Raw genomic sequence first — 24690 nt, 5'->3', positions numbered from 1 at the left:
CCGGATGAATGACCTCCCTGACGGAATGGCCGACGACGCACGCGCGTCCTGGCCGCCACGGGAGCTGATCGACTCGTTCCTGGGCAATTTCCCCCACGACTTCGAGTGGCGGCCCGGCGAGACGATCGAGGTCGACGGCGAGGAGGCGCAGAACCAGGCGCGGCTGTTCCGCGACGTCCTCGGCCGCTACGCCTCGGGAGTCACGGTCGTCACGACGGTGTCGGACGGGGTGCCGGTCGGGATGACCTGCCAGTCGTTCACGAGTGTCTCCCTCGACCCGCCGCTCGTCGCCTTCCTGCCGACGAGGCAGTCACGGGCCTTCGCGTCGATCCAGCGTGCCGGCACGTTCTGCGTCAACTTCCTGGCCTCCGACCAGGAGCAGGTCTCCAACCAGTTCGCGTCCAGTGGCGACGACAAGTTCGCCGGGGTCTCCTGGACCCCGAGCAAGGACACCGGCTCGCCGCTGCTGGCCGGGATCGTCGGTCACGTCGACTGCACGGTGCACGCCGTGCACGAGGCCGGCGACCACTACCTCGTGATCGGCAAGGTCGTCGACCTCGCCGCAGGCGACGCCGAGGACCCGCTGCTCTACTACCGCGGCGGCTATCGCACCGCGACCTGAGTTCCCCCGCAGCGGTGATACCCAAACCGGCGACGCGCGTCTAGGTTGGCCTGATCCACCTCGTCGCCCGAAGGGAACACCACCCATGCGTCCCACGCGTCTTGCCCGCACCGCCGCCGTCTCCGGCATCCTCGCCCTCTCGCCGCTGACGTTCGCCGTCACCCCGGTCTTCGCCGGCGTCATGTCCGACGGCGCCGCTGCCTGCGCCGAGGGCTCCTCGTCCGCCGCCCGCATCAAGCCGGGCGCCAAGGCCCAGGAGCCGGCGCTCTACCCCGCCGCCAAGGCAGGCGAGTTCGCCCAGCTCGCCGACTCCGCCCAGCTCGCACCCGGGTCGGTCACCGTCGACACCGTCTTCCACGTCGTCTCCGACCACGCCCTGACGCGCAGGGAGACCCGCCGGATGGAGGGCATGGTCGCCGCACAGATGACCGTGCTCAACGACTCCTTCAGCGGGCTGACCGCTCCGGACGCCGCCGACACTCCGTTCCGCTTCGCCCTCGCCAAGACGACCTACACCGTCAACGCCGAGTGGTCGACCGTCACCCCGGGGCGCACCGAGATCGCGATGAAGGAGGCCCTGCACGAGGGTGACTCCGAGACGCTCAACGTCTATGCCGCCAACATCGGTGGCGGCCTGCTCGGCTGGGCCTACTTCCCGCAGACCTACAACGCCGGCTCCGGTGCCACCAAGGACGGCGTGGTGATCCTCGACGAGTCGATGCCCGGCGGCACGGCTGGCAAGTACTCCCTCGGCGACACGCTCACCCACGAGGTCGGCCACTGGCTGATGCTCGAGCACACCTTCGCCGGCGGCTGCTCGGTCAAGGGCGACGGTGTCGACGACACCCCGGCCGAGGCGCACCCGCAGTTCGACTGTCCGGTCGGCGCGGACACCTGCTCGGCGCCCGGCCTCGACCCCATCCACAACTTCATGGACTACACGCAGGACTCCTGCATGAACATGTTCACGCCGGGCCAGTCGGCCCGGATGAGCGACGGCTGGGTGGAGTACCGCGCCGGCGGCAACGGCTGACCGACCCCGTCAGAGGGCCAGCCGCGCACGGTGCGTGTGCGGCTGGCCCCACAGCGTGCCGAGCGCGTGCGCCCGCTTGAGGACCAGGTGGGCATCGTGCTCCCAGGTGATGGCGATGCCGCCGTGCAGCTGGACCATCTCGCCGGCGACGTGGCCGAAGGCCTCGGTGCAGTACGCCGCAGCGACGGCCGCCCTCTCGGGTGCATCGGTTGCCGCGTCGACCAGCCCGTCGACCGCGTGCAGCATCGCTGATCGCGACAGCTCGAGCTCGACGAGCAGGTCGGCCATCCGGTGCTTCAACGCCTGGAACGAGCCGATCTGCCGGCCGAACTGCACCCGCTGCAAGCTGTAGGCGACGGTGTCGTCGAGGGCGCGCTGCATGCCGCCGACCTGGAGGGCTGCGGTGAGGACGAGCGCGACGTCGCGGACGTGAGCGGGCAAGGGGTCGACCCGCTGTGCCACGGTCGCGAGCTGGATCGTCGGGTCCATCGCGGGCACCTTGACGGGGGTCTCGGCCACCTCGACGAGGATGCCGTCGACGTACGCCAGGACGATCTGTGCCTGGGCGCCGAAGAGCACGTGGTCGGGGGTGGCCACGGTGGCGATCTCGCCGGCCGCGATGCGCTCCAGCAGGCCGCCCGGGTCGCCGTCGGCGAGCAGGGCGGCGGCGGCGATCGCGGTGGGGAGGAGGGGAGAGGGCGCGAGCGAGCGGCCGAGCTCCTCGAGCACGACGCAGGTCTCGGCGACGCCCATGTCGGCATCGGTCACGCCGACCTGCTCGCACAGCGTCTGCCACAGGGTCTCGTCGAAGCCGCTCCCGGAGGTCATCGCGGCCCGGACGGCCGCACTGTCGGCGCGCTTCGCGAGCAGGGACCGCACGACGGCAGCGAGCTCGGCCTGCTCCTCGGTGCGCATCAGGCGGCTCCCAGCGCCTGCAGGACCCGCGCCCGGTGGAAGGACTGGGTGCCCCAGGCCGCGACCAGAGCGCGGATCTTGAGGATCCACAGCGACAGGTCGAACTCGGCGGTGTAGCCGATCGCACCGTGCACCTGCAGCCCGACCCGCGCCGCGAGGTGGGCGGCGTCCGCGGCGGCGATGCGGGCAGCGGAGACGTCGATCGTGCCCGGGGTGAGCGCCGCACCGTCGATGAGCGGGCGGGCGAAGTCGAGCGCGATCCGCACGTCCGCGAGCTGGTGCTTGATCGCCTGGTAGGACCCGATCTCGCGGCCGAACTGCTTGCGCTGCTTGACATAGGCGACGCTGTCGGCGAGCACGCGCTCGCCGGCCCCGAGCAGCTGCGCGGCGTTCGCCAGCACCGCAAGGTCGAACGCTGCGAGCACCGCGTCGGTCGGGACCTCGGCGATCTCGCGGTCCGGGACGACCGTGAAGAGCCGCCGGGTGGTGTCGATGGAGGAGAGCGCCGCACCGACCCGAGCCGTGTGCAGGGTGCGGGAGTCGAGGAGCCTGAAGGCCGACGCGACGTCGGCGTCGAGGGCGTGGGGGACGTGCGGACCGGCCGCGACGGTGAGCAGCACCTCACCCGCGGCCACCTCGGCCAGCGTGTCGTCGGCGGAGCCGACGGACGAGAGCAGCGGCGTCAGGAAGGCCAGCGTCTCCACCCACGGACCCGGCACGCAGTGGCGGCCGATGGCCTCCATGGCGATGACGAGCTCGACCGGGCTGGCAGCCAGGCCGTCGGCCCGCTCCGGGACCAGCAGCGCGGTGACGCCCGTGTCGGCCAGCTTCGACCACAGGGCGAGGCCGGGCGCGTGGTCGCCGGCCGCCCACGCACGGGCGGCGGTGACGGTGTCGGCTCCCGACAGCAGCGACTCGAGCGTGCGCGCGAAGTCGGCCTGCTCAGCGGTGTGGGTGAACCTCATCGGCGTGGCTCCTTCGGGAGGCCGAGGATCCGCTCGGCGACGATGTTGCGCTGGATCTCGTTGGTGCCGGCATAGATCGGGCCGGACAGGGAGAAGAGGTAGCCGTCGGTCCAGGCCGACTCGACCTCCGCCTCGGGGCCGAGCAGGTCGAGGGCGGTCTCGTGCAGGGCGACGTCGAGCTCGGACCAGAAGACCTTGTTGACCGAGCCGGCCGTGCCCATGTCGCCACCGGCGGCGAGGCGGGTGACGGTGCCCCACGTGTAGAGGCGGTAGGCGCGGGCCTTGACCCAGGCGTCGACCACGGCGTCGGCCGCGGCCCCTGAGGGGGCCGGCGTGGCGGCGTACAGCGAGACGAGTCGATCGGCGGCGGCGCAGAACCGCCCGGGGGAGCGGAGCGAGAGCCCGCGCTCGTTGCCGGCGGTCGACATCGCGACCCGCCAGCCGTCGCCGGGGGCGCCGAGCACGTCGGAGTCGGGGACGAACACGTCGTCGAAGAAGACCTCCGCGAAACCGGCTTCACCGTCGAGCTGGGCGATCGGGCGGACGGTGATCCCGTCGGCGTCGAGCGGGAACAGGAAGTAGGTCAGCCCGGCGTGCCGCTCCGCGGACGGGTCGGAGCGGAAGAGACCGAACCCCCAGTGCGCCAGCGCGGCGCGCGACGACCAGGTCTTCTGGCCGCTCAGCCGCCAGCCACCGTCGACGCGGGTGGCGCTCGACCGCAGGGACGCGAGGTCGGAACCTGCCTCGGGCTCGGACCACGCCTGCGCCCACACCTTCTCGCCGCTGGCCATGGTCGGCAGGAAGCGCTGCTGCTGCTCGGGGGTGCCGTGGTCGAAGATGATCGGTGCGAGCAGGAAGATGCCGTTCTGGGAGACCCGACCGGGTGCGCCCGCGCGGTAGTACTCCTCCTCGAAGATCACCCACTCGACCAGCGACGCCTCGCGGCCACCGAGCTCGCGCGGCCACGACACCACCGACCAGCGCGCGTCGCAGAGCTGCTTCTCCCACGCCTGGTGGGCGACGAAGCCCTCGGCGGTGTCCATCGAGGGCAGCGGTGTGCGCGGCACGTGGGCCGAGAGCCACTCGCGGGCCTCGGCCCGGAAGGCCAGTTCGGAGTCGGTGAGGTCAAGATCCATCGCGGAGGTCCTTCGTGGGCATTTGGTTGGGTGGTGCGAACCAAGCAATTGCTTGGTAGGGTAGCAGGCATGAGCGCCCCCACCGATGAGGAGTTCCGGACCGAGGTCCGCAGCTGGCTCGTCGACAACCTGAGCGGCGAGTGGGCGGCCTGCAAGGGCCTGGGCGGACCGGGGCGCGAGCACGAGGCCCACGCCGAGCGACTGGCCTGGAACCGCCACCTCGCCGCGCATGGCTGGACCTGCGTCGGCTGGCCCGTCGAGCACGGCGGTCGCGGCCTGAGCCTGGACCAGCAGGTGATCTTCCACGAGGAGTACGCCCTGGCCGAGGCGCCCGCGCGGGTCAACCACCTCGGTGAGGAGCTGCTCGGCCCGACACTGCTCGCCCACGGCACGGATGCCCAGCGGGCGCGCTTCCTGCCCCGGATCAAGGACGTCACCGAGCTGTGGTGCCAGGGCTACTCCGAGCCCGACGCCGGCTCCGACCTCGCCAACGTGCAGACGAAGGCCCGGCTGGTCGGCGACGAGTGGATCATCGACGGCCAGAAGGTCTGGACGTCCAACGCCCACGAGTCCGACTGGATCTTCGTCCTCGCCCGCACCGGTCCCGGCTCCCAGCGCCACCACGGACTGTCCTTCCTTCTGGTCCCGATCGACCAGCCCGGCATCGAGGTCCGCCCGATCGAGCAGCTGACGGGCGGCTCGGAGTTCAACGAGGTCTTCTTCACCGGCGCGCGCACGACCGCCGACCTCGTCGTGGGCCAGCCCGGCCAGGGCTGGGCGGTCGCGATGGCGCTGCTCGGCTTCGAGCGGGGCGTCTCCACGCTGGCCCAGCAGGTCGGCTTCGAGCGCGAGCTCGCCGACCTGGTGACGCTGGCCAGGGACAACGGCTCCTTCGAGGACCCCTTGCTCCGCGACCGGCTGGCCCGGGCGAAGGTCGGCCTCGCGGTGATGCGGGCCAACGTGCAGCGCACGCTCGCCGACCCGGCGCCCGGCGCCGAGTCGATCGCCAAGCTCGTGTGGGCCAACTGGCACCGCGACCTCGGCGAGCTCGCGATGGCGATCGCCGGCCCGGCAGGCCTGCAGGCGGGTCCGGGCCGGGACGCCGATGACCTGGACGCCTGGCAGCGTCTCTTCCTCTTCTCCCGCGCCGACACGATCTATGGCGGCAGCGACGAGATCCAGCGCAACATCCTCGCCGAGCGCGTGCTCGGCCTACCCAAGGAGCCCCGCGGATGAGAGTTCGACAACCTGCGCCCGACTACGTCGAGCCGCACAACCTGCTGGCGGGCAAGGTCGTCGTCGTGACGGCGGCCGCCGGCGCGGGCATCGGCGCCGCGGTCGTGCGCCGTGCGCTCGAGGAGGGTGCGCAGGCGGTCGTCTTCTCCGACACCCACGAACGCCGCATCGCCGAGGCGCAGGCTGCACTGTCCGACGCGTTCGGCGCCGAGCGGGTGCGCTCGCTGGTCTGCGACGTCACCGCCGAGGCCGACGTGAGCGCCCTGCTCGACGTGGCCGACGAGCTCGGTGGCGTCGACGTGATGATCAACAACGCCGGCCTCGGCGGCACCGCCTCGATCACCGAGATGACCGACGAGCAGTGGAGCCGGGTCCTCGACATCACGCTGACCGGCACCATGCGCTGCGTGCGCGCGGCCAGCAACCGGATGATCGCGGCCGGCACGCGCGGGGTGATCATCAACAACGCCTCGGTCATCGGCTGGCGCGCCCAGGAGGGCCAGGCCCACTACGCCGCTGCGAAGGCGGGGGTGATGGCGCTGACGCGCTGCGCAGCCCTCGACGTCGCCCCGCACGGCATCCGCGTCAACGCGGTCTCCCCGTCGCTGGCGATGCACCCGTTCCTCGCCAAGGTCACCAGCGACGAGCTCCTGCACGAGCTCGAGCAGCGCGAGGCCTTCGGTCGGGCCGCCGAGCCCTGGGAGATCGCCAACGTGATGGTCTTCCTGGCCAGCGGCTATTCCTCCTACCTCACCGGCGAGGTCATCTCCGTGAGCAGCCAGCATGCCTGAGCCGACGAGCACGCCGAGCACGACGGGCCGGCGCAGCGAGCTGCTGCGGATCGCCGCCACGCTGTTCGCCGAGAAGGGTTTCAGGAACACCACGGTCCGCGACATCGCCGAGGCCGCCGGGATCCTGAGCGGCAGCCTCTACCACCACTTCGACTCCAAGGAGTCGATGGTCGACGAGATCCTCTCGACCTTCCAGGACGAGCTGTTCGCGTCGTACGACGCAGTGCTGGCCTCCGACGACGACGCCCGCACCAAGCTCGACCGGGTGGTGCGGCTCTCGTTCGAGGCCATCGACCAGCACCCGGCCGAGGTCGCGATCTTCCAGAACGAGGCGGACCACCTCGGCACCCTCGAGAGGTTCGGCTACCTCGCCGAGCGGGGAGCCCAGTCGCGCGACATCTGGGTGACGCTGCTGCGCGAGGGCGTCGAGACCGGCGTGCTCCGCCCGGACCTGAACATCGACCTCGTCCACCGCTTCATCCGCGACACCGTCTGGGTCGCCGTCCGCTGGTACCGCCCCGGTGGCGACCTGAGCCACAGCGACGTGGCGGACCAGTACCTCACCATCTTGCTGGAGGGAATTGCCCGTGCCTGAAGCATTCATCGTCGACGCCGTCCGCACCCCGGTCGGGAAGCGTGGGGGCTCGCTCGCCGCGATGCACTCGGCCGACCTCGGTGCCCACGTCCTGTCCGCCCTGGTCGAGCGCACCGGCATCGACCCGGGACTCGTGGACGACGTGATCATGGGCTGCTGCGACACCATCGGCTCGCAGGCCGGCGACGTGGCGCGCACGGCCTGGCTGGTCGCCGGGCTGCCCGACCACGTCCCCGGTGTCACCATCGACCGCCAGTGCGGCTCGTCGCAGCAGGCCGTGCACTTCGCTGCCCAGGGCGTCATGTCCGGCACCCAGGACCTCGTCGTCGCCGGCGGGCTGCAGAACATGTCGGCCATCCCGATCAGCGCCGCCATGCTCGTCGCCGACCAGTACGGCTTCACCACGCCGTTTGCCGAGTCGCCCGGCTGGGCGGCGCGCTACGGCGACGTCGAGGTCTCGCAGTTCGGCTCGGCCGAGATGATCGCCGAGAAGTGGGGCATCAGCCGCGAGGACATGGAGGCGTTCGCCCTGGCGTCCCACGAGCGGGCGCGTACGGCGATCGCCGAGGGTCGCTTCGTGGGCGAGATCGCGCCCGTCGGGGACTTCGACACCGACGAGTGCCCGCGCGAGACGTCGCTGGAGAAGATGGCGGGCCTGCAGCCGCTCGCCCCCGGCGGCCGGATCACCGCCGCCGTCGCCAGCCAGATCTGTGACGCCTCCTCGGCGATGCTGATCGCCTCCGAGCGGGCGGTGGCCGAGCACGGACTCACCCCGCGCGCTCGCATCCACCACCTGTCGGTCCGCGGCGACGACCCGATCTGGATGCTCACCGGCCCGATCACGGCCACCCGGCACGCGCTGGCCAAGTCGGGCCTGGGCATCGAGGACATCGACCTGTTCGAGTGCAACGAGGCCTTCGCCAGCGTCGTGCTGGCGTGGATGAAGGAGCTCGACGTCCCGCACGACAAGGTCAACGTCAACGGGGGTGGGATCGCGCTCGGCCACCCGATCGGTGCGACCGGCACCCGGCTGATGACGACGATGCTCAACGAGCTGGAGCGCACCGGTGGCCGCTACGGCCTGCAGACGATGTGCGAGGGCGGCGGTCAGGCCAACGTGACCATCATCGAGCGGCTCTAGACGAGGGGCTTGGGAGCCGGCAGCTCCGGCACCAGCGTCCGGCACTTCGCCTCGGCGCAGTCCTCGAGGGTGTCGAGGTAGCCGGCCAGCACGCGACGGACCTTGCGGTAGGCCGGGTCCAGCGCGACGTTGGTCAGCTGGAGGGGGTCGGTGGTGCGGTCGTAGAGCTCGACGAACCGCGGGCCCTGCCAGCGGACGAGCGTGTAGCGCTTGGTGCGGACCCCGCGCCAGCGCCAGGCCGTCTTCTCGTCCTTGCCCTTCGACCCGGCCTGCAGGAGCAGTCCGCGGTCGCGCTGGCGGCGGTCGTGGACGGCGTACCCCAACAGGCTGCGGCCGTCGATGCCGACCGTCGGGTCGGCGTCCGCGAGCTCGGCGATGGTGGGCGCGAGGTCGACCATCGCGACGGTCTGCCTGCGTCGCTCGCCGGCGGGGATGCCGGGGCCGCGCATCACGAGCGGCACCCGGATGGACTCCTCGTAGGGCACGTTCTTGCCCACCAGTCGGTGCTCACCGAAGAGATAGCCGTTGTCGCTGGTGAACATGATGACCGTGTCGTCGAGCGTGCCGGCGGCCTCGAGGGAAGCCACGATGCCGGCGACGGCCTCGTCGAGCGCGGCGAGCGTGCGCAGCCGCTGGGTGAACAGCGCCTGCTGGGTGGCCGGGTCCACGCCCGGCTGCGCCTTGACGTCCTTGCGCTTGTCGCTGACGTCCGGCTCGTTGAAGGAGGGCGAGGACAGCGACGGCAGTGCGACGTCGCCGAGGATGCCGGCGTGCCGGTCCGCGGCCGGGGGAGGCCCGGAGCAGTCGGCCTCGGTGTTGCCCTGGCAGGTGCCGTGCGGCGCGATGAAGCTCGACCACAGGAAGAACGGCTCACCGGCCGCGCTGAAGTCGGTGACGACCGCGGCGGCCTGCTGCGCGACGACGTCGGTGTAGTAGTCGGTCTCGCCGAACTGCACGAGGGTGCCGTTGTCGTACTGCACGAACGAGCGGTAGTCCGACAGCGTGCCGACGATCGGCTTCCACTGGTCCCAGCCCGGCTCGATGCCGTCGTTCTCGTCGTAGCCGTGCATGTACTTGCCGATGAAGGCAGTGCTGTAGCCGGCTGCCTGCAGCCACACCGGCAGGGCCGTCGTCGGGTCGAAGCCCTCGTGCCCGCCCCACGGCGGGGAGTTGGTGCGGACCCCGTTGTTGTGGGCGTACCCGCCGCTGAGGATCTGGGCGCGCGCCGGGCAGCAGTTGGGGTGCGGCGCGATCATGTTCTTGAACGTCAGGCCCGCCCGGCCGATCAGCTTCCTCGTCTTCGGCATCCACTTGAGCTCGAGCTTGGTCTGGTCGTCGGACGTGATCAGCACGATGTTGGGCTGGTCGCCGACGGTGACACCGGCGGTCGAGTCCGGCGGCCCGGGCACGCGGTCCTGCTCCCGGGCGGGCATGCAGCCCGCCGTCAGTCCGGTGACGAGCAGGAGGGCGAGAGCGAGCGCAGACGGACGTGACACGAGGCGAACCCTAGCTCTGAGCAGCTGGTGGCAGCGTGGCCGGGCACGCTCAGAAGTCGTAGCCGAAGGCCTCGACGTCCTTCGCGTAGACCTCGCCGATCCGGTCGCGCGCGGCCGGGGTGTAGTAGTCGCGGTAGGAGCCGTGCGACGTCGTGTTGCGGCGCGGGATCTCGGTCACCGGGAGCCCGAGCTCGCGCTGCACGGTCGCCATGTCCTCGCCCAGCGACTCGGTGCGACCGATGAAGTCGGCGCGCTGGTCCCCGTCGACGAGGTAGTCGACCTGCGGCATCGCGAGCCGGTCGATCTCGGCGGTGCCACGCAGGATGAACTCGTCGAAGTCGGCGTACGCCGCGACCGCGCGCCACAGCGGGTTGCCGTCGCGCGTCGAGCCCCACTGGCCGTCCTGGGGGCGGCCCGAGGCGGGGCCCCAGCGGCGGTCCCACGTCTCGATCATGGAGTACCACGACACCATCCGGGCCCACGGGTTGCGCACGAAGCCGAACGACCAGTAGCCCTCGAACTCGGGGTGCTGCTTGAGGATCCGGCGCAGCCGCGCGTGCCGCTGCTTGCCGACCGAGCGAGCGTCCGGGCACATCTCGCGGAGCAGCTGCTCCACGGAGGCGCCGCCGGTCTTCGGGATGTGGACGAAGAGCATCCGGCGTTGGTCGGAGATGAGCACGCTCAGAGGTTAGACGCTGCGGTGGTCGACGCTGGCCCCGACGGTGAGGACACGGACCGGCACCCCGACCAAGCAATTGCTTGGTAGGGTGGGCGCACCCCCCATCTCCACCCACGTCAACAGCTTGGAGTCCTCATGACCCTCCTTGAAGGCCGCATCGCGATCGTCACCGGAGCCGGCCGCGGCATCGGCCGCGCGCACGCCCTGGAGCTCGCCCGCCAGGGCGCCAAGGTCGTGGTCAACGACTTCGGCGTCTCGCTGGCCGGCGAGAAGCCCTCCGACGCCGTCTCGCCGGCCGACGAGGTCGTCGCGCTCATCCGCGAGGCCGGCGGCGAGGCCGTGGCCAACGCGGCGGACGTCGCGGACTTCGCCCAGGCGGAGGCCATGGTGCAGCAGGCGATCGACACCTTCGGCGGCCTCGACGTCCTGGTCAACAACGCCGGCTTCGTGCGCGACCGGATGCTGGTCAACGCCACCGAGGACGAGTGGGACGCGGTCATCCGGGTCCACCTGAAGGGGCACTTCGCTCCGCTGCGGCACGCCGCGGCGTACTGGCGGCTGGAGTCGAAGGCCGGGCGCCAGCGCGTCGCGCGCGTCGTCAACACCTCCTCGGGCGCCGGGTTGCAGGGCTCGATCGGGCAGGCCGCCTACTCAGCGGCCAAGGCCGGGATCGCGGGGCTCACACTGGTCGCGGCGGCGGAGCTCGGTCGCGTCGGGGTCGCGGTCAACGCGATCGCACCGGTCGCGAAGACCCGGATGACCGAGGGCGTGTTCGCGGCGAAGCTGCCCGAGCCCGAGGACAACTCGCCGGTCGTCGCCTGGCTGGCCTCGACCGACTGCGAGCTCACCGGCCGGGTCATCGAGATCGAGGGCGGGAAGCTCACCCTCGAGGACGGCTGGCGCCATGGCGCCTCCCGCGACCTGGGCCGGCGCTGGGATGCGGCCGAGGTCGGCGCGGCCATGCGCGAGCTGGTCGCGGAGGGCGCGACACCGGAGCCGGTTTACGGGGTCTCCTAGGCTCGGTCGCGTGAACCGCTTCCGCGCGCACAACAGCTCCGAGGCAAACCTGCGCTCCGCGCCCGACCGGGTGTGGGACGTCCTGACCGACCCGGAGCTGCTCCCACGGCTCACGCCGTACCTCAAGCGCATCGAGGTCGACGGCGACCGCTGGACGTGGCACCTCACCCGGATCCCGGTGATGAGCGCGACCATCACGCCCACCTTCACCGAGGTGATGACCTTCGAGGAGCCGACCCGCATCGTCTTCGCGCACGACCCGGCGAAGACCGACGAACGCACCGGCGTCGAGGGCACCTACCTCCTCACGCCGGCCGGCTCCGGGACGCACGTCGCGATCGACCTCGAGGTCTGGTGCGACCTGCCGCTGCCCAGGATCTCGCGGATCGCCGTGGAGACGGTGATGGGCGGGGTCGTCGCGGCCATGGGCAAGCGGTTCGCCGCCAACATGCTGCGCCACCTGGGGGAGTGACGTGCGGATCCTCGTGCTCGGTGCCACCGGCTATGTCGGCTCACGACTGGTCCCGGCCCTGCTCGACGAGGGCCACGCAGTGGTCGCGGCCTCGTCGTCGGAACCCGCGCCGGAGCGGTTCGACTGGGGCGCGTCGGTCGACTGGGTGCGCTGCGACGTCACGTCGCGTGCGGACGTGGACGCGGCGCTCGTCGACGTCGACGCCGTCTGCTACCTCGTGCACTCCTTCGACCGGAGGGGTTTCGCGGGCCCGGACCGGGTCGGTGCCGAGGTCGTACGCCGCGGGGTCGATGCGGCCTCGGTACCCCGGCTCGTCTACCTCAGCGGGCTTGTCCCCGACGTCCCGCGCGCCGAACTGTCCGCCCACATCGCCTCCCGGCTGGAGGTCGAGGAGGAGCTGTTGCGCTCGACGGCCGCGAGCGTGGCCCTGCGCGCCGGCGTCATCATCGGCGCGGGCTCGACGTCCTTCGAGGTGGTCCGCCAGCTCAGCACCCTGCTGGTCGTCCAGCCGGTCCCCTCGTGGCTGCGCTCGCGCGTCCAGCCGATCGCGGTCACCGATGCCGTGCGTGCGCTCGTCGAGGCACTGACCTGCGACCCGCCCATGACAGGAGCCCTCGACATCGGCGGCCCCGACGTGATCCGCTACCCGCGACTCCTGGCCGCCCACGCGCGTGCCGCCCAGCTCCTGCGGGTGCGGGTGCCGGTGCTGCTCGCACCGACCGTGCTGGTCGCGGCCGGGACGGCGGGTCTCGTCCGCGCACCCTTCTGGACCGTCACCGCGCTCGTGGCGTCACTGCGCCACGACATGGTGTGTCGACCGTCCGCGACCTGGGTGCCGGCGTCCGGCGACGCACTGCTCACCGTGCGGGAGGGGATGGAGCGCGCTGTGCACGGGATCGGGCTGGAAGGCCCGATGCCGAGCGACCCCGACTGGACCCGCCAGCACGCACCGCTCCTCGACGCGGTGCCCGCGCCCCGGTCGGTGCGGGCCGGTGTGAGCCTGGCGTGGCACCGCCTCCGGTCCTTCTAGCCGATCCGCTCCAGCAGGTGGCCGAGGTCCGGGTCGCCGCCGCGGAACGCGCGGTAGGACTCCATCGCGTCGACTGATCCGCCCGGCGCCAGCAGCGTGCGGCGGAAGTGCTCGCCGGCCTCGCGCGTCATGCCGCCCCGGCCCTCGAACCACGCGACGGTGTCGGCGTCCATGATCTCCGACCAGAGGTAGGAGTAGTAGGCCGCGGAGTAGCCGCCGCCGAAGATGTGGTGGAAGTAGGTCGAGCGGTAGCGCGGCGGCACCGGCGCGTAGTGGACACCGGCCTTCTCGAGCGCCGCGAGCTCGAAGGCCTCGACGCCCTCGGGATCGGAGGGCAGGTCGGTCGCGGGGGTCTGGTACCAAGCCTGGTCGAGGATCATCGCGCCCAGCAGCTCGGCGTAGCGGAAGGTCTCCTTGCCCGAGGTCTCCAGCAGCTGGGCGAGCATCTCGTCGGGCAACGGCTCGCCGGTCTCGTGGTGGCGGGCGTAGGTCGCCAGCAGGCTGGGCTCGCGGGCCCAGATCTCGTTGACCTGGCTGGGGAACTCGACGAAGTCCCGCGGCACGGACGTGCCGCTGCGGCTCGGGAACCGCACGTCGGAGAGCAGGCCGTGCAGGTCGTGTCCGAACTCGTGGAAGAGCGTGATGACGTTGTCCCACGAGAGCAGGCTCGGGCTGCCGGGCGCCGGCGGCGGGAAGTTGCAGGTGTTCGTCACGACGGGGGAGTCGCCCAGGAGCTCGCTCTGGTCGACGATGCTCGTCATCCACGCGCCGCCCTGCTTGGTCGAGCGGGTGTAGGGGTCGATGACCACGACACCGAGGTGGTCGCCGTCCTCCTCGCGGACCTCGTAGACGCGGGCGTCCGCGGTGTAGCCGACGAGGTCCTCGCGCCGGTGGAAGGTGATGCCGTAGAGCGCGGTCGCGGCGGCGAGCACCCCGTGCTCCAGCACCCGGTCGAACTCGAGGTAGGGGCGCAGTGCGCCCTGGTCGAGCTCGGCCTCCTCGTGCCGCAGCTGGCTGTCGACGTACGCCCAGTCCCAGGCTTCGAGGGTGGCGCCGGGCTCGAGCTCCTCGAGGTGGGCCTGGAGCTGCTCGCCGCGGGCGCGGACGAGGTCGTAGGCGGCGGGGCCGAGACGGCCGAGGATCTCGTTGACGGCGTCGGTGCTGCCGGCGCAACCGTCCTCGGCGGCATAGGCCGCGTGGTGCGGGTAGCCCAGGAGCCGCGCCCGCTCGTCGCGGAGCTTGGCCATCGTGAGGAGCACTCCACGGGTGTCGTGGTCGCCGGCGACGAGTCCGCGCTCGGCGCTGGCCCGCCACACGCGCTCGCGGACGGCGCGGTTGCGCAGGGAGGCGAGCACGGGCTGGCCGGTGGTGTTGGTGATCGTGAGCAGCCAGCCGTCCTCGCCGACCTCCTGGGCGGCCTCCTTCGCCCCGGCCCGCTCCCCGTCGTCGAGGCCGTCGAGCTCGGCCTCGTCGGTGATCAGGACACCCGCGGCGTTGCGGCCGGCGACCAGCAGCTGGTCGAACTTCGTCGCCAGCGTCGCCAGCTCGGTGTTGAGCTCGCGCAGCCGCGCCTGCTCGTCCTCGGGCAGCGCGATGCCGCCGCGCTCGAAGTCCTTGAGCTGCTCGGCGAGCAGGTGGGTCTCCTGGGCGTCCAGGGTGACCTCGCCGCTGTCGCGGCGGGCGCGCAGCTGGGTCAGCCGCGCGTAGAGCCCCGCGTTGAGCAGGATCGCGTCCTCGTGCTGGGCCAGCCTGGGTGCGATGTCCTCCTCGATCGCGTCGCGCTCGTCGTTGGTGTCGGCGGCCTTGGCGACCCAGAAGGCGTTCATCGCCCGGGTCAGCAGGCTGCCGCTGCGCTCCCACGCCTCGAGGACGTTGGCGACGGTGGCGGGCTCGGTGTCCTGCGCCACGGCGTCCAGCTCGACCAGGTGCTCGGCCATGCCCCGCTCGATCGCCTCGCGGAAGTCAGCGTCCGACAGGTTGGCGTAGTCCGGGAGGGCGAAGGGCAGGGTCGACGGGCTCAGCAGCGAGTTGGTCATGTCGTCATCCAAGCAAACGGGTGAGCACTCTGGTGAGATGGCGACATGCTGCCCTTCCGACAGGTCGACGTCTTCTCCGCCGAGCCGTGGCTGGGCAACCCGCTCGCCGTCATCCACGACGCCGACGACCTGAGCGACGCGCAGATGGCCGCGATCGCCCGATGGACGAACCTGTCGGAGACGACCTTCCTGTGCTCCCCGACCGACCCGGCAGCCGACTACCGCGTGCGCATCTGGACGACGGGCGGCGAGCTGCCCTTCGCGGGACACCCGACGATCGGCAGCGCCCACGCGTGGCTCGAGGCCGGCGGCTCGCCCCGGGGCGACGTGATCGTGCAGGAGTGCGGTGTCGGGCTCGTCCAGGTCCGCCGCGAGCCGCGCCTCGGCTTCGTCGCGCCACCGCTGCGACGCTCGGGTGAGGTGGAGCCCGAGCTGCGGGCGCGCATCGTCAAGGCGCTCGCCGTCGACGAGTCCGCGGTCCTCGACATGGCCTGGACCGACAACGGCCCGGGCTGGGTGGGCGTCGACCTCGGCGCCGCCCGGGCGGTCGTCGACGTGGTCCCCGACGTCGCGGCCTTCGCGGACCTCAAGGTCGCGATCGTCGGTCGGTGGGACGACGCGAGCGCAGCCGACCTCGGGGCCGACGTCGAGGTGCGCGCCTTCTATGCCGACGGTCGCGACTTCGGCGAGGACCCGGTCACGGGCAGCGCCAACGCCGCGCTCGCGCAGTGGCTCATCGGGACGGGTGCCCTGCCCGAGAGCTATGTCGCGCGGCAGGGGTCGGTCATCGGCCGCAACGGGCGCGTCCACATCGAGTCCGCCGGCACGCAGGTCTGGGTCTCGGGCGACGCCGTGACGCGGATCGAGGGCAGCATCGACGTCGGGTGAGCCACGGCTAGGCTGCGTCGGTGAGTGGCACCCTGGTAGCGAAGGATCTGGCCGGCGGCCACGGTCACCGCACCCTCTTCGAGTCCTTGAACCTGACGGTCGCGCCCGGCGACGTGGTCGGCGTGGTGGGCGCCAACGGCGCCGGCAAGTCCACCCTGCTGCGACTGCTCGCCGGCGAGACGACGCCGATGGCCGGGACGGTGTCCACCGCGCCCGCTGACGCCTTCGTCGGCTCGCTCCCGCAGGAGCACGAGCGCGTGCCGGGGGAGACCGTGGGCGGCTACCTTGCCCGCCGTACGGGCGCAGCCGCGGCGACCGCCGCGATGGACGAGACGGCCGCGGCGCTGGAGTCGGACGACCCCGACGCGGGCGACAACTACGCGGTCGCGCTCGACCACTGGCTGGCCAGCGGCGCGGCCGACCTGGAGGACCGGGCGCCCGCCACGCTCGCCGAGCTCGGGCTGGGCGTCGGCACGGACGCGCTGATGACCTCGCTGTCCGGCGGGCAGGCAGCGCGGGTCGCCCTCGCGGCGCTGCTGCTGAGCCGCTTTGACATCGTGCTGCTCGACGAGCCGACCAACGACCTCGACCTCGACGGCCTCGAGCGCCTCGAGTCCTTCGTGCGTGGCCTGCGCGCCGGTGTCGTGCTCGTCTCCCACGACCGCGAGTTCCTGGCCCGCTGCGTCACCCGGATCGTCGAGCTCGACCTCGCGCAGCAGCAGGTCGCGGTCTACGACGGTGGCTACGACGCCTTCCTCGAGGAGCGCGCCGTCGCCCGGCGGCACGCCCGCGAGGCCTACGAGGAGTTCGCCGACAAGAAGGCCGACCTCGTGTCCCGGGCGCGCACCCAGCGCGAGTGGAGCTCGCAGGGCGTGCGCAACGCGATGAAGAAGTCGCCCGACAACGACAAGATCCGCCGCAAGGCGCAGACGGAGTCGTCGGAGAAGCAGGGCCAGAAGGTCCGGCAGATGGAGTCGCGGATCGCCCGCCTCGACGAGGTCGAGGAGCCGCGCAAGGAGTGGGTGCTGCAGTTCGACATCGCCGCCGCGCCGCGCTCCTCGAGCGTCGTCGCGACCCTCGACGCCGCGACGAAGCGGCTCGGCGACTTCGTGCTCGGTCCGGTCTCCCTGCAGGTCACGGCCGGCGACCGGATCGCGATCACCGGGCCCAACGGGGCCGGCAAGACGACGTTGCTGCGGCTCCTGCTCGGCCACACCGCGCCGGACGAGGGACGCGCCTCCCTGGGTGCGACCGTCGCGATCGGCGAGATCGACCAGGCCCGCACCTCCCTGGCCGAGGACCTGCCGCTCGGTGACGCATTCGAGGCCGTCGTGCCTGCGATGACCCCGGCGGAGGTGCGCACCCTGCTGGCGAAGTTCGGGCTCAAGGCCGACCAGGTCGCCAGCCTCGTCGAGCGGCTCTCGCCCGGCGAGCGCACCCGCGCAGCGATGGCGCTCCTGCAGGCGCGCGGGGTCAACCTGCTCGTCCTCGACGAGCCCACCAACCACCTCGACCTGCCGGCGATCGAGCAGCTGGAACAGGCTCTCGAGTCGTACGACGGCACGCTCCTGCTCGTCTCCCACGACCGTCGGCTCCTCGCCAACGTGAAGCTCGACCAGCGCTGGCAGGTCGACGGCGGAAAGGTGGTCCTCGCATGATCGAGATCCTGAATCCGGCCCGGGTGGCCCTGGCCCGGGAGTCGGGCGCCCTCGTGGCCGACATCCTGCGGACCATGCGGAGCCGCGCCGTGGTCGGCACCAACCTGCTGGACATCGACCGCTGGACGAAGGCCATGATCGCCGAGGCCGGGGCCGAGTCCTGCTACGTCGACTACGCGCCGTCCTTCGGCCGCGGGCCGTTCGGGCACTACATCTGTACGGCAGTCAACGACGCCGTGCTCCACGGCCTGCCCCACGACTACGCCCTGGCCGACGGCGACCTGCTGACCCTCGACCTCGCCGTGTCCAAGGCCGGGATCGCCGCCGACTCCGCCATCAGCTTCATCGTGGGCGAGACCAGGCCGCCGGAGAGCGTCGCCATGATCGAGGCCACCGAGCGCGCGCTGGCCGCGGGGATCGCCGCGGCCGGACCGGGGGCTCGCATCGGCGACCTGTCCCACGCCATCGGCACGGTCCTCACGGAGGCGGGCTATCCGATCAACACCGAGTTCGGCGGCCACGGCATTGGTTCGACGATGCACCAGGACCCGCACATCTCGAACACCGGGCGCCCGGGCCGCGGCTTCACGCTGCGTCCGGGGCTGCTGCTGGCGCTCGAGCCGTGGGTCATGGCCGACACCGCCGAGCTCGTCACCGACGACGACGGCTGGACCCTGCGCAGCGCGACCGGTTGCAGGACGGCGCACAGCGAGCACACGATCGCCATCACCGAGGACGGGGCCGAGATCCTCACCCTGATTGGGTAAGCCGGGCCCATCCCCGCCGGCGGGGTCCGCACTCGTCCTAGCGTCCCCGTGATGGACTCCGTCAAGCCCGCGATCCTGACCGTCGACGACGACGTCGGCGTCTCGGCCGCGATCAGCCGGGACCTGCGCGTCAGGTACGGCCGCGACTACCGCATCGTGCGCGCGACCTCCGGCGCGGAGGCGCTGGACCTGCTCTCCCGGATGAGCCTGCGCAACCAGCCGGTGGCGCTGGTCGCCGCCGACCAGCGGATGCCGCAGATGACGGGCATCGAGCTGCTGGGGCAGGCCCGCGCCCACGCCGCCACGGCGAAGTACCTCCTGCTCACGGCCTATGCCGACACCGGCGTCGCCATCCAGGCGATCAACGACATCGGCCTCGACTACTACCTCCTCAAGCCGTGGGACCCGCCGGAGGACCGGCTCTACCCGGTCATCGACGACCTGCTCTCCGACTGGCGTGCCGAGAACCCCGAGAGCACGGTCGCGGTCCGCATCGTCGGTCACCGCTGGTCCGAGCGTGCCCACGAGCTCCGGCGCTTCCTGACCCGCAACCACGTGCCGTACAAGTGGCTCGACGTCGAGACCGACCCGGAGGGGGAGCGGCTGCTCGCCGCCGCTGGCCTCGACCCCGGCGCACTTCCGATGGTGCTCGTCGCCGACAGCGAACCGCTCATCAGCCCGCACCCGCTGGAGGTCGCCCGGGCTCTCGGGCTGCGCACCACCGCGCAGCAACAGCTCTACGACGTCTGCATCGTCGGCGCCGGCCCGGCCGGCCTCGCGGCTGCGGTGTACGCCGCCTCCGAAGGCCTCAGCACCGTGATCGTCGAGCGGGAGGCTCCCGGAGGGCAGGCCGGGCAGAGTGCCGCGATCGAGAACTACCTCGGCTTCCCGCGCGGGCTCAGCGGCGCCGACCTCACGCACCGCGCGCTGGCGCAGGTCACCCGCTTCGGCGCCGAGCTGGTGCTCGCCCGCGAGGTGGCCGGACTGGAGGCGCGCGGGCCTGCGCGCGTGGTCCTCTACGAGGAGGCCGGCCAGACCGCCGAGATTGAGGCCCGGTCCGTGATCGTGGCGACCGGGGTGTCCTACCGACGGCTGGGTGCCGAGGGCGTCGAGGCCCTCACCGGTCGCGGTGTCTACTACGGTGCCGACGCCACCGAGGCGTCCCAGTGCACCGGCGACGACGTCTACCTCGTCGGGGACGCCAACTCCGCCGGCCAGGCGGCGCTCAACCTGGCCAAGCACGCGAAGAGGGTCGTGCTGCTGGTGCGCGGACCGACGCTCGAGGCCGGAATGTCGCAGTACCTCGTCGACCGGATCCGGGAGGCGCAGACCATCGAGGTGCGCCTCTCCAGCGAGGTCGTGGCCGTCGGCGGTGACCGGCACCTCGAGTGCCTGACCATCGCCGAGCGCACGACCGGCGCCACGGAGGTCGTGACGGCCAGCTGGCTGTTCGTCTTCATCGGTGCAGAGCCGCGCACGGACTGGCTGGGCGGGAGCGTCACGAGGGACAGCCACGGGTTCGTGGTCACCGGACCGGACGTGGGCGCCGGCTGGCCGCTCGAGCGGGCGCCGTACTCCCTCGAGACCAGCATCCCGGGCGTCTTCGCCGCCGGAGACGTGCGGCTCGACTCGATGAAGCGCGTCGCGTCGGCGGTCGGCGAGGGTGCGATGTCGGTCTACCACGTCCACCGCTACCTCGGGACGACGTGATGCGCGCGGAGGAGCTGCGCCCGATCCCGCTCTTCGACGGGCTCGACGAAGCACAGCTGGCGGAGCTGCTCGCGGCCGGTGAGGAGGTCGCGATCGACGACGGCGTCCAGCTGTTCAGCGAGGGCGAGCACGCCGACTTCTGGTGGGTGCTGGTCGAGGGCGCCATCGAGCTGGTGCGACACGTCGGTCGCGAGGACGTCGTGGTCGGTCGGATGGCCCGCGCCGGGCTCTGGGCCGGCGGGTTCCGGGCGTGGGACGAGCAGGGCGTCTATCTCGCGACCGCCCGCGGGGTCGAGCCGGGACGGATGTTCCGGCTGCCCTCGGCGGCCCTGCGCACGCTCCTCGACGAGTGGTTCCCGTTCGGTGTCCACATCGTCAACGGCATCTTCGGTACGGCGCGGCGCATCGAGGCGACCGCACGCCAGCGCGACTCGTTGGTGACCCTGGGCCGAATGGCCGCAGGCCTCGCGCACGAGCTGAACAACCCGGCCGCGGCAGCGGTGCGCGCCGTCGCGGCCATGGAGGCGCACAGTACGTCGCTGCTGGCCTCGCTGGGCGACCTCGCCCAGCTGCGGATCACGGCCGAGCAGTTCGCCGGCCTCGACCTGCTGCGCCGCGAGCTCGACGAACGACCGCACTCTGCCGACGCGCTCGTCCTCGCCGACACCGAGGACCTGCTCGACCGCTGGCTGGAGCGACGCGGGGTCGAGTGCGGGTGGGAGCTCGCGTCCCCGCTCGCCGCGGCGGGGGCCGACGTCGCGTGGTGCGAGCGCGCCGATGACCTGCTCGGGCCGGCCCTCGGGGCCGGGCTGAGCTGGGTGTCGGCGACCATCTCGCTGTCCTCGACGCTCGGCGAGATCCGTGAGTCGACCCGGCGCGTCTCCGAGCTGGTCTCCGCAGTCCGTTCCTACTCGCAGATGGACCGCGGTTCGCGCCAGCCCACGCAGGTCACCGAGGGCATCGACAGCACGCTGGTGATGCTCGGCCACAAGGTGCCCGACGGTGTGCGGGTGGTCCGCGTGTACGGCGACGACGTCCCGCTGGTGGACGCGTTCCCGGGAGAGCTCAACCAGGTGTGGACCAACCTGGTCGACAACGCGCTGGACGCGATGGGGGACACCGGCGTCCTGCACGTCGCGACCCGCCGCGACGGCGACCAGGTGGTGGTCGAGGTCGGGGACACCGGACCGGGGCTGGCCCCGGACGTCGCGGAGCGTGCCTTCGAGGCCTTCTTCACGACGAAGGACGTCGGCCAGGGGACCGGTCTCGGCCTGGACATCGCGCGTCGCATCGTCGTCGAGCGGCACGGTGGCGAGATCGTGATCCATCCCGAGCCGGGGCACACCGTGTTCGAGGTGCGGATCCCGATCTCGCACCCGGCGGCATGACAGGGGCACTCCTGCCTCTGACGCTTGCCCCCGTGACACTCATCCGCGGGACCTGCCTGGTGGGCTTCCCGGAACTGATGCGTGACCTCGGTGCGGATCCCGAGCCGGTCCTGCGGGCATCCGGGATCGCACTGGACGCGGTGGGGGACATCGACTCCTTCGTCGGCTACTCCCACGTGATGGACACCCTCGAGTCCGCGGCGCGGGTCACGGGCGCGCCCGACTTCGGCCTGCAGCTCGCCCAGCGGCAGGACATGGACATCCTCGGGCCGGTCAGCGCGGTCGCCCTCAGCGCTCCGACCGTGGGGGAGGGGATCGAGGCGATCGGGCGCTATCTCGCCTTCTACAGCCGGGGCCTGCGGGTGTCGCTGACGGCCACCGATCACCCCGGACGCGTCCGCCTCGGTCTGGCCTTCGTGGTCGAGAACCCGCCCGCGCACCGGCAGACGACCGAGCTCACGCTCGGCCTCACCCTCAAGATCCTGCGGCTGCTGAGTGGGTCGAGCCCGCTGTGCGTGCACGTGCCCCATGACCCGGTGTCCGCTACGGACAGCTACGAACGCCACTACGGTGCCCACGTCCGTTTCGCGGAGCCGTCGATGGGGTTCACCCTCCGTGTCCGCGACCTCGACGGTCCCCTGGGACAGGGGGGCGAGCTCCACCGGTGCGTCACCCACTACCTCGACCGGGCCCTCGCCGACGAGCACCCCTCTGGCGGGGAGTCCGATCTCGTCGCGTCGGTCACGACCCTGGTCAGGCACCTGCTCCCGACCAGGCGCCTCACGATCGGTGTGGTGGCGGCCCACCTCGCCCTGCACCCCAAGACGCTCCAGCGTCAGCTCACAGCCCAGGGCCACACGTTCGACCAGCTGGTCGACTCGGTGCGCCGAGACGTCGCCGGCAAGCTCCTGCGGGACACCGACATGCCGCTCGGCCAGATCTCCGGACTGCTGGGCTACTCCGAGCAGAGCACCTTCTCGAGACGCTGCCGGCACTGGTTCGCAGCATCTCCCCGGGCAGCCCGTCTTGCCTTGCGAGTGTCCGCAGAAGTCAACTAGCTGTCCTGGTGAGTCAAGCCCTCCCGGGACGTCCCGGGAGACGATGAGGGGTCTGCCCGCCAGCTGTTCGGAAGAAGGATCTCGTGCCCGCTATGAAGAACCAGGACCTCACCGGTCTCGTCGTCGCCATCACCGGCGGGGGGCGCGGAATCGGGTTGGAGATCGCGCGCTCGTGCCATCGGGCCGGCATGTCGGTGGCCATCGGCGACCTGGACGAGACCCTCGTGAAGGAAGCTGCCGCCGAGATCGGTCCCGACGTGCTGGGGCTGACGGTCGACGTGCGCGACGAGGCGGACTTCCGCCGCTTCCTCGACACCGTCGAGGCAGAGCAGGGACCGCTCCATGCCCTCGTCAACAACGCCGGCATCCTGCGCATGGGTCCCTTCAGCGAGCTCCCGGCCGAGGACGTCCAGCTGCAGCTCGACGTGAACATCGGCGGTGTCCTGACCGGCACCCGGCTGGCGCTGGACCGGATGCTGCCGCGCGACCAGGGGCACATCGTCAACATGGCCTCGAGTGCGGGGATGATCGCCACGGCCAACGGCGCGGTCTACTCCGCGACCAAGCACGCGGTGCTCGGGTTCACCCGGGCCCTGCGCGGCGAGCTGCGCGACACCGGGGTGAAGACCTCGGTCGTCATGCCCGGTGTCATCCGCACCGAGATGACGAAGGACTTCAACGCCGCCATGGGTGTGCGTGTCGTCGAGCCCAGCATGGTCGCGGACCGGGTCGTCGAGGCGATGCGGACCCACGAGCTCGAGGTGTGCGTCCCGAAGGAGATCGCGGTCCAGGGGCGCCTCTTCTCGCTCCTGCCCGCCGGCGCGTCCGACTCGCTCAAGCGGCTCACGCGCGCCGACTCCGTCATGCACTGACCTGCCGCGAGGGCATCAGATCCGCTCGATGATCGTGGCGGACGCCTGGGCGCCACCGGCACACATCGAGACGAGTGCGGTGGAGGCGTCGCGACGCTCCAGCTCGTGCAGGGCAGTCGTGAGCAGGCGGGTCCCGGTCGAGCCGACCGGGTGGCCGAGCGCGATCGCGCCGCCGTTCACGTTGATCTTCTCGGGCGGTACGGCGTGCACCTTCGCCCAGGACATGACCACCCCCGCGAAGGCCTCGTTGACCTCGCAGATGTCGAGGTCCGCGATCGACATGCCGGAGTCCGCGAGCACGCGTGACGTCGCCTGCACCGGTCCGTCGAGGTGATAGTAGGGGTCGGCGCCCACGAGGCAGGACGCGACGATCCGGGCCCGGGGGGTCAGGCCGAGCGAGGCCGCGAGGGCTGAGTCCATCAGCAGCAGCGCCGAGGAGCCGTCGGAGATCTGGGACGACGTGCCGGCCGTGTGGATGCCGCCCTCCAGCACCGGCTTGAGCGCGGCGAGGCCGTCGAGGGAGGTGTCGCGGACCCCCTGGTCCGTGTCGACCGACCGGGTCTCGCCGACGCTGCCGTCCTCGAGGAGCTGGGGGGCGGTCACCGCGAAGGTCTCCCGGGCGAACCGACCCTCGTCGAGCGCGACCCGTGCCTTCTGCTGCGACCAGAGTCCGAACTCGTCGACCTGCGCACGACTGAACCCGCGGTCGCGGACGATCCGGTCGGCTCCCTCGAACTGGTTGGGCAGGTCGATGTCCCACGAGGAGGGCCGCGGGTCGCCCGTGCCGGGAGGGACGTTGGCGCCGAGGCCGACGCGTGACATGGACTCGATCCCGCACGCGATGCCGGCGTCGATCACGCCGGCGGTGATCATGGCGTTGATGAGGTGGGTGGCCTGCTGGGCACTCGAGCACTGCGCGTCGATGACGGTGGAGGCCACCTCGTTGGGCAGCCCGGCGTGCATCCAGGCGCGCCGCACCATGTTGTTCGACTGCTCGCCCGCCTGGGTCACACAGCCGCCGACGACCTGCCCGACCAGCGCGGGGTCCACCCCGGAGCGCTTGACGACCTCGACGAGCGACGCCCCGAGCAGCTCAGCCGGGTGAACGCCGGCCAGCCAGCCTCGGCGCTTGCCCAGCGGCGTACGGACGGCTTCGACGATCACAGGGGTGCCCATGCGACAAAA

General features: G+C 71.7%; 23 protein-coding genes. 16 read left to right on the top strand and 7 right to left on the bottom strand.

All coding sequences use genetic code 11. The features are described 5' to 3' along the window. The first annotated feature begins 4 nt into the window (after positions 1–4). Together C9J87_RS10435 and C9J87_RS10430 are read left to right on the top strand one after the other, a co-directional pair. Positions 5–622 (top strand): flavin reductase family protein, encoded by a 618-nt coding sequence (locus tag C9J87_RS10435; RefSeq protein WP_232211490.1) that lies wholly within the window; start codon positions 5–7, stop codon positions 620–622. Positions 623–707: 85 nt separating this feature from the next. Next, positions 708–1655: a zinc metalloprotease gene (locus tag C9J87_RS10430; RefSeq protein WP_107705487.1), complete on the top strand. Its 948-nt coding sequence runs from the start codon at positions 708–710 to the stop codon at positions 1653–1655. Between the two features lie 9 nt (positions 1656–1664). Here the strand turns inward: C9J87_RS10430 and C9J87_RS10425 are convergent, their stop codons facing one another. Genes C9J87_RS10425 through C9J87_RS10415 form a run of 3 tightly spaced genes read right to left on the bottom strand, consistent with a single transcriptional unit; the run spans position 1665 to position 4671 of the window. Then, positions 1665–2570 (bottom strand): acyl-CoA dehydrogenase family protein, encoded by a 906-nt coding sequence (locus C9J87_RS10425; protein ID WP_010833103.1) that lies wholly within the window; start codon positions 2568–2570, stop codon positions 1665–1667. Further along, positions 2570–3535 carry an acyl-CoA dehydrogenase family protein gene (locus C9J87_RS10420; protein ID WP_107705486.1) on the bottom strand — a complete coding sequence of 322 codons (966 nt, stop codon included), beginning with the start codon at positions 3533–3535 and terminating at the stop codon, positions 2570–2572. The genes C9J87_RS10425 and C9J87_RS10420 overlap by 1 nt, the downstream gene beginning before the upstream one ends. Next, on the bottom strand, positions 3532–4671 hold the full coding sequence (locus C9J87_RS10415) for an acyl-CoA dehydrogenase family protein (RefSeq protein WP_010833101.1): 1140 nt from the start codon (positions 4669–4671) through the stop codon (positions 3532–3534). Before C9J87_RS10415 ends, C9J87_RS10420 begins: the two co-directional genes overlap by 4 nt. A 69-nt stretch (positions 4672–4740) precedes the next feature. Here C9J87_RS10415 and C9J87_RS10410 point away from each other — a divergent pair, with 69 nt between their 5' ends. Genes C9J87_RS10410 through C9J87_RS10395 form a run of 4 tightly spaced genes read left to right on the top strand, consistent with a single transcriptional unit; the run spans position 4741 to position 8434 of the window. Then, complete coding sequence (locus C9J87_RS10410) at positions 4741–5907, top strand: acyl-CoA dehydrogenase family protein (RefSeq protein ID WP_010833100.1); 1167 nt, start codon at positions 4741–4743, stop codon at positions 5905–5907. Then, the gene (locus C9J87_RS10405) at positions 5904–6698 is read left to right on the top strand and encodes an SDR family oxidoreductase (protein ID WP_010833099.1); all 795 of its coding nucleotides are present in this window, start codon (positions 5904–5906) and stop codon (positions 6696–6698) included. The genes C9J87_RS10410 and C9J87_RS10405 overlap by 4 nt, the downstream gene beginning before the upstream one ends. After that, positions 6691–7293, top strand: coding sequence for a TetR/AcrR family transcriptional regulator (locus C9J87_RS10400; protein ID WP_010833098.1), 603 nt, complete (start codon positions 6691–6693; stop codon positions 7291–7293). The genes C9J87_RS10405 and C9J87_RS10400 overlap by 8 nt, the downstream gene beginning before the upstream one ends. After that, positions 7286–8434, top strand: a complete 1149-nt coding sequence (locus C9J87_RS10395; protein WP_107705485.1) for an acetyl-CoA C-acetyltransferase — start codon at positions 7286–7288, stop codon at positions 8432–8434. Before C9J87_RS10400 ends, C9J87_RS10395 begins: the two co-directional genes overlap by 8 nt. On the opposite strand, the gene C9J87_RS10390 is transcribed toward C9J87_RS10395, so the two are convergent. Both C9J87_RS10390 and C9J87_RS10385 read right to left on the bottom strand, forming a co-directional pair. Next, positions 8431–9930: a sulfatase family protein gene (locus C9J87_RS10390; RefSeq protein WP_010833096.1), complete on the bottom strand. Its 1500-nt coding sequence runs from the start codon at positions 9928–9930 to the stop codon at positions 8431–8433. The two genes, C9J87_RS10395 and C9J87_RS10390, sit on opposite strands and share 4 nt — an antisense overlap. 49 nt (positions 9931–9979) lie before the next feature. Next, positions 9980–10609, bottom strand: coding sequence for a sulfotransferase family 2 domain-containing protein (locus tag C9J87_RS10385; RefSeq protein ID WP_010833095.1), 630 nt, complete (start codon positions 10607–10609; stop codon positions 9980–9982). Positions 10610–10744: 135 nt separating this feature from the next. Here C9J87_RS10385 and C9J87_RS10380 point away from each other — a divergent pair, with 135 nt between their 5' ends. From C9J87_RS10380 to C9J87_RS10370, 3 genes are read left to right on the top strand one after another with little or no spacing between them, the layout of a single operon-like run. Then, positions 10745–11626, top strand: coding sequence for an SDR family oxidoreductase (locus tag C9J87_RS10380; RefSeq protein WP_010833094.1), 882 nt, complete (start codon positions 10745–10747; stop codon positions 11624–11626). Between the two features lie 10 nt (positions 11627–11636). Further along, positions 11637–12098: an SRPBCC family protein gene (locus tag C9J87_RS10375; protein ID WP_010833093.1), complete on the top strand. Its 462-nt coding sequence runs from the start codon at positions 11637–11639 to the stop codon at positions 12096–12098. Between the two features lies 1 nt (position 12099). After that, positions 12100–13128, top strand: a complete 1029-nt coding sequence (locus tag C9J87_RS10370; RefSeq protein ID WP_010833092.1) for an NAD(P)H-binding protein — start codon at positions 12100–12102, stop codon at positions 13126–13128. Here C9J87_RS10370 and C9J87_RS10365 read toward each other — a convergent pair. Then, complete coding sequence (locus tag C9J87_RS10365; protein WP_036490720.1) at positions 13125–15164, bottom strand: M3 family metallopeptidase; 2040 nt, start codon at positions 15162–15164, stop codon at positions 13125–13127. The genes C9J87_RS10370 and C9J87_RS10365 overlap by 4 nt on opposite strands. Positions 15165–15209: 45 nt before the next feature. Between C9J87_RS10365 and C9J87_RS10360 the strand changes: the two genes are divergently transcribed. From C9J87_RS10360 to C9J87_RS10330, 7 genes are all read left to right on the top strand, one after another. After that, positions 15210–16052 carry a PhzF family phenazine biosynthesis protein gene (locus C9J87_RS10360; protein ID WP_010833090.1) on the top strand — a complete coding sequence of 281 codons (843 nt, stop codon included), beginning with the start codon at positions 15210–15212 and terminating at the stop codon, positions 16050–16052. 20 nt (positions 16053–16072) lie between these two features. Continuing rightward, on the top strand, positions 16073–17710 hold the full coding sequence (gene abc-f, locus C9J87_RS10355) for a ribosomal protection-like ABC-F family protein (protein WP_107705483.1): 1638 nt from the start codon (positions 16073–16075) through the stop codon (positions 17708–17710). Next, entirely contained in the window at positions 17707–18477 is a 771-nt protein-coding gene (gene map, locus C9J87_RS10350) for a type I methionyl aminopeptidase (RefSeq protein WP_107705482.1), read from the top strand. Before abc-f ends, map begins: the two co-directional genes overlap by 4 nt. Positions 18478–18528: 51 nt before the next feature. Next, a complete protein-coding gene (locus C9J87_RS10345) occupies positions 18529–20187 on the top strand; it encodes an FAD-dependent oxidoreductase (protein WP_010833087.1) in 1659 nt (552 codons plus the stop codon). Further along, positions 20187–21575, top strand: a complete 1389-nt coding sequence (locus C9J87_RS10340; RefSeq protein ID WP_036490718.1) for a sensor histidine kinase — start codon at positions 20187–20189, stop codon at positions 21573–21575. Before C9J87_RS10345 ends, C9J87_RS10340 begins: the two co-directional genes overlap by 1 nt. A 32-nt stretch (positions 21576–21607) precedes the next feature. Next, positions 21608–22633 carry an AraC family transcriptional regulator gene (locus C9J87_RS10335; protein ID WP_198652327.1) on the top strand — a complete coding sequence of 342 codons (1026 nt, stop codon included), beginning with the start codon at positions 21608–21610 and terminating at the stop codon, positions 22631–22633. Between the two features lie 92 nt (positions 22634–22725). After that, positions 22726–23505, top strand: a complete 780-nt coding sequence (locus C9J87_RS10330; RefSeq protein ID WP_010833084.1) for an SDR family NAD(P)-dependent oxidoreductase — start codon at positions 22726–22728, stop codon at positions 23503–23505. 15 nt (positions 23506–23520) lie between these two features. On the opposite strand, the gene C9J87_RS10325 is transcribed toward C9J87_RS10330, so the two are convergent. After that, a complete protein-coding gene (locus tag C9J87_RS10325; RefSeq protein WP_036490716.1) occupies positions 23521–24681 on the bottom strand; it encodes a steroid 3-ketoacyl-CoA thiolase in 1161 nt (386 codons plus the stop codon). Positions 24682–24690 lie beyond the last annotated feature (9 nt).

The organism is Nocardioides allogilvus, assembly GCF_003047285.1.
Lineage (GTDB): Bacteria > Actinomycetota > Actinomycetes > Propionibacteriales > Nocardioidaceae > Nocardioides > Nocardioides allogilvus.
The sequence above is the reverse complement of the archived record's forward strand: the minus strand, read 5'-3'. Positions and strand labels throughout refer to the sequence as shown.

Excerpts from the sequence above, each read along its gene's own strand:
- C9J87_RS10435 (WP_232211490.1), top strand. The coding sequence starts at position 5 with ATGAATGACCTCCCTGACGGAATGGCCGACGACGCACGCGCGTCCTGG.
- C9J87_RS10430 (WP_107705487.1), top strand. The coding sequence starts at position 708 with ATGCGTCCCACGCGTCTTGCCCGCACCGCCGCCGTCTCCGGCATCCTC.
- C9J87_RS10425 (WP_010833103.1), bottom strand. The coding sequence starts at position 2,570 with ATGCGCACCGAGGAGCAGGCCGAGCTCGCTGCCGTCGTGCGGTCCCTG.
- C9J87_RS10420 (WP_107705486.1), bottom strand. The coding sequence starts at position 3,535 with ATGAGGTTCACCCACACCGCTGAGCAGGCCGACTTCGCGCGCACGCTC.
- C9J87_RS10415 (WP_010833101.1), bottom strand. The coding sequence starts at position 4,671 with ATGGATCTTGACCTCACCGACTCCGAACTGGCCTTCCGGGCCGAGGCC.
- C9J87_RS10410 (WP_010833100.1), top strand. The coding sequence starts at position 4,741 with ATGAGCGCCCCCACCGATGAGGAGTTCCGGACCGAGGTCCGCAGCTGG.
- C9J87_RS10405 (WP_010833099.1), top strand. The coding sequence starts at position 5,904 with ATGAGAGTTCGACAACCTGCGCCCGACTACGTCGAGCCGCACAACCTG.
- C9J87_RS10400 (WP_010833098.1), top strand. The coding sequence starts at position 6,691 with ATGCCTGAGCCGACGAGCACGCCGAGCACGACGGGCCGGCGCAGCGAG.
- C9J87_RS10380 (WP_010833094.1), top strand. The coding sequence starts at position 10,745 with ATGACCCTCCTTGAAGGCCGCATCGCGATCGTCACCGGAGCCGGCCGC.
- C9J87_RS10365 (WP_036490720.1), bottom strand. The coding sequence starts at position 15,164 with ATGACCAACTCGCTGCTGAGCCCGTCGACCCTGCCCTTCGCCCTCCCG.
- C9J87_RS10360 (WP_010833090.1), top strand. The coding sequence starts at position 15,210 with ATGCTGCCCTTCCGACAGGTCGACGTCTTCTCCGCCGAGCCGTGGCTG.
- map (WP_107705482.1), top strand. The coding sequence starts at position 17,707 with ATGATCGAGATCCTGAATCCGGCCCGGGTGGCCCTGGCCCGGGAGTCG.
- C9J87_RS10345 (WP_010833087.1), top strand. The coding sequence starts at position 18,529 with ATGGACTCCGTCAAGCCCGCGATCCTGACCGTCGACGACGACGTCGGC.
- C9J87_RS10340 (WP_036490718.1), top strand. The coding sequence starts at position 20,187 with ATGCGCGCGGAGGAGCTGCGCCCGATCCCGCTCTTCGACGGGCTCGAC.
- C9J87_RS10330 (WP_010833084.1), top strand. The coding sequence starts at position 22,726 with ATGAAGAACCAGGACCTCACCGGTCTCGTCGTCGCCATCACCGGCGGG.
- C9J87_RS10325 (WP_036490716.1), bottom strand. The coding sequence starts at position 24,681 with ATGGGCACCCCTGTGATCGTCGAAGCCGTCCGTACGCCGCTGGGCAAG.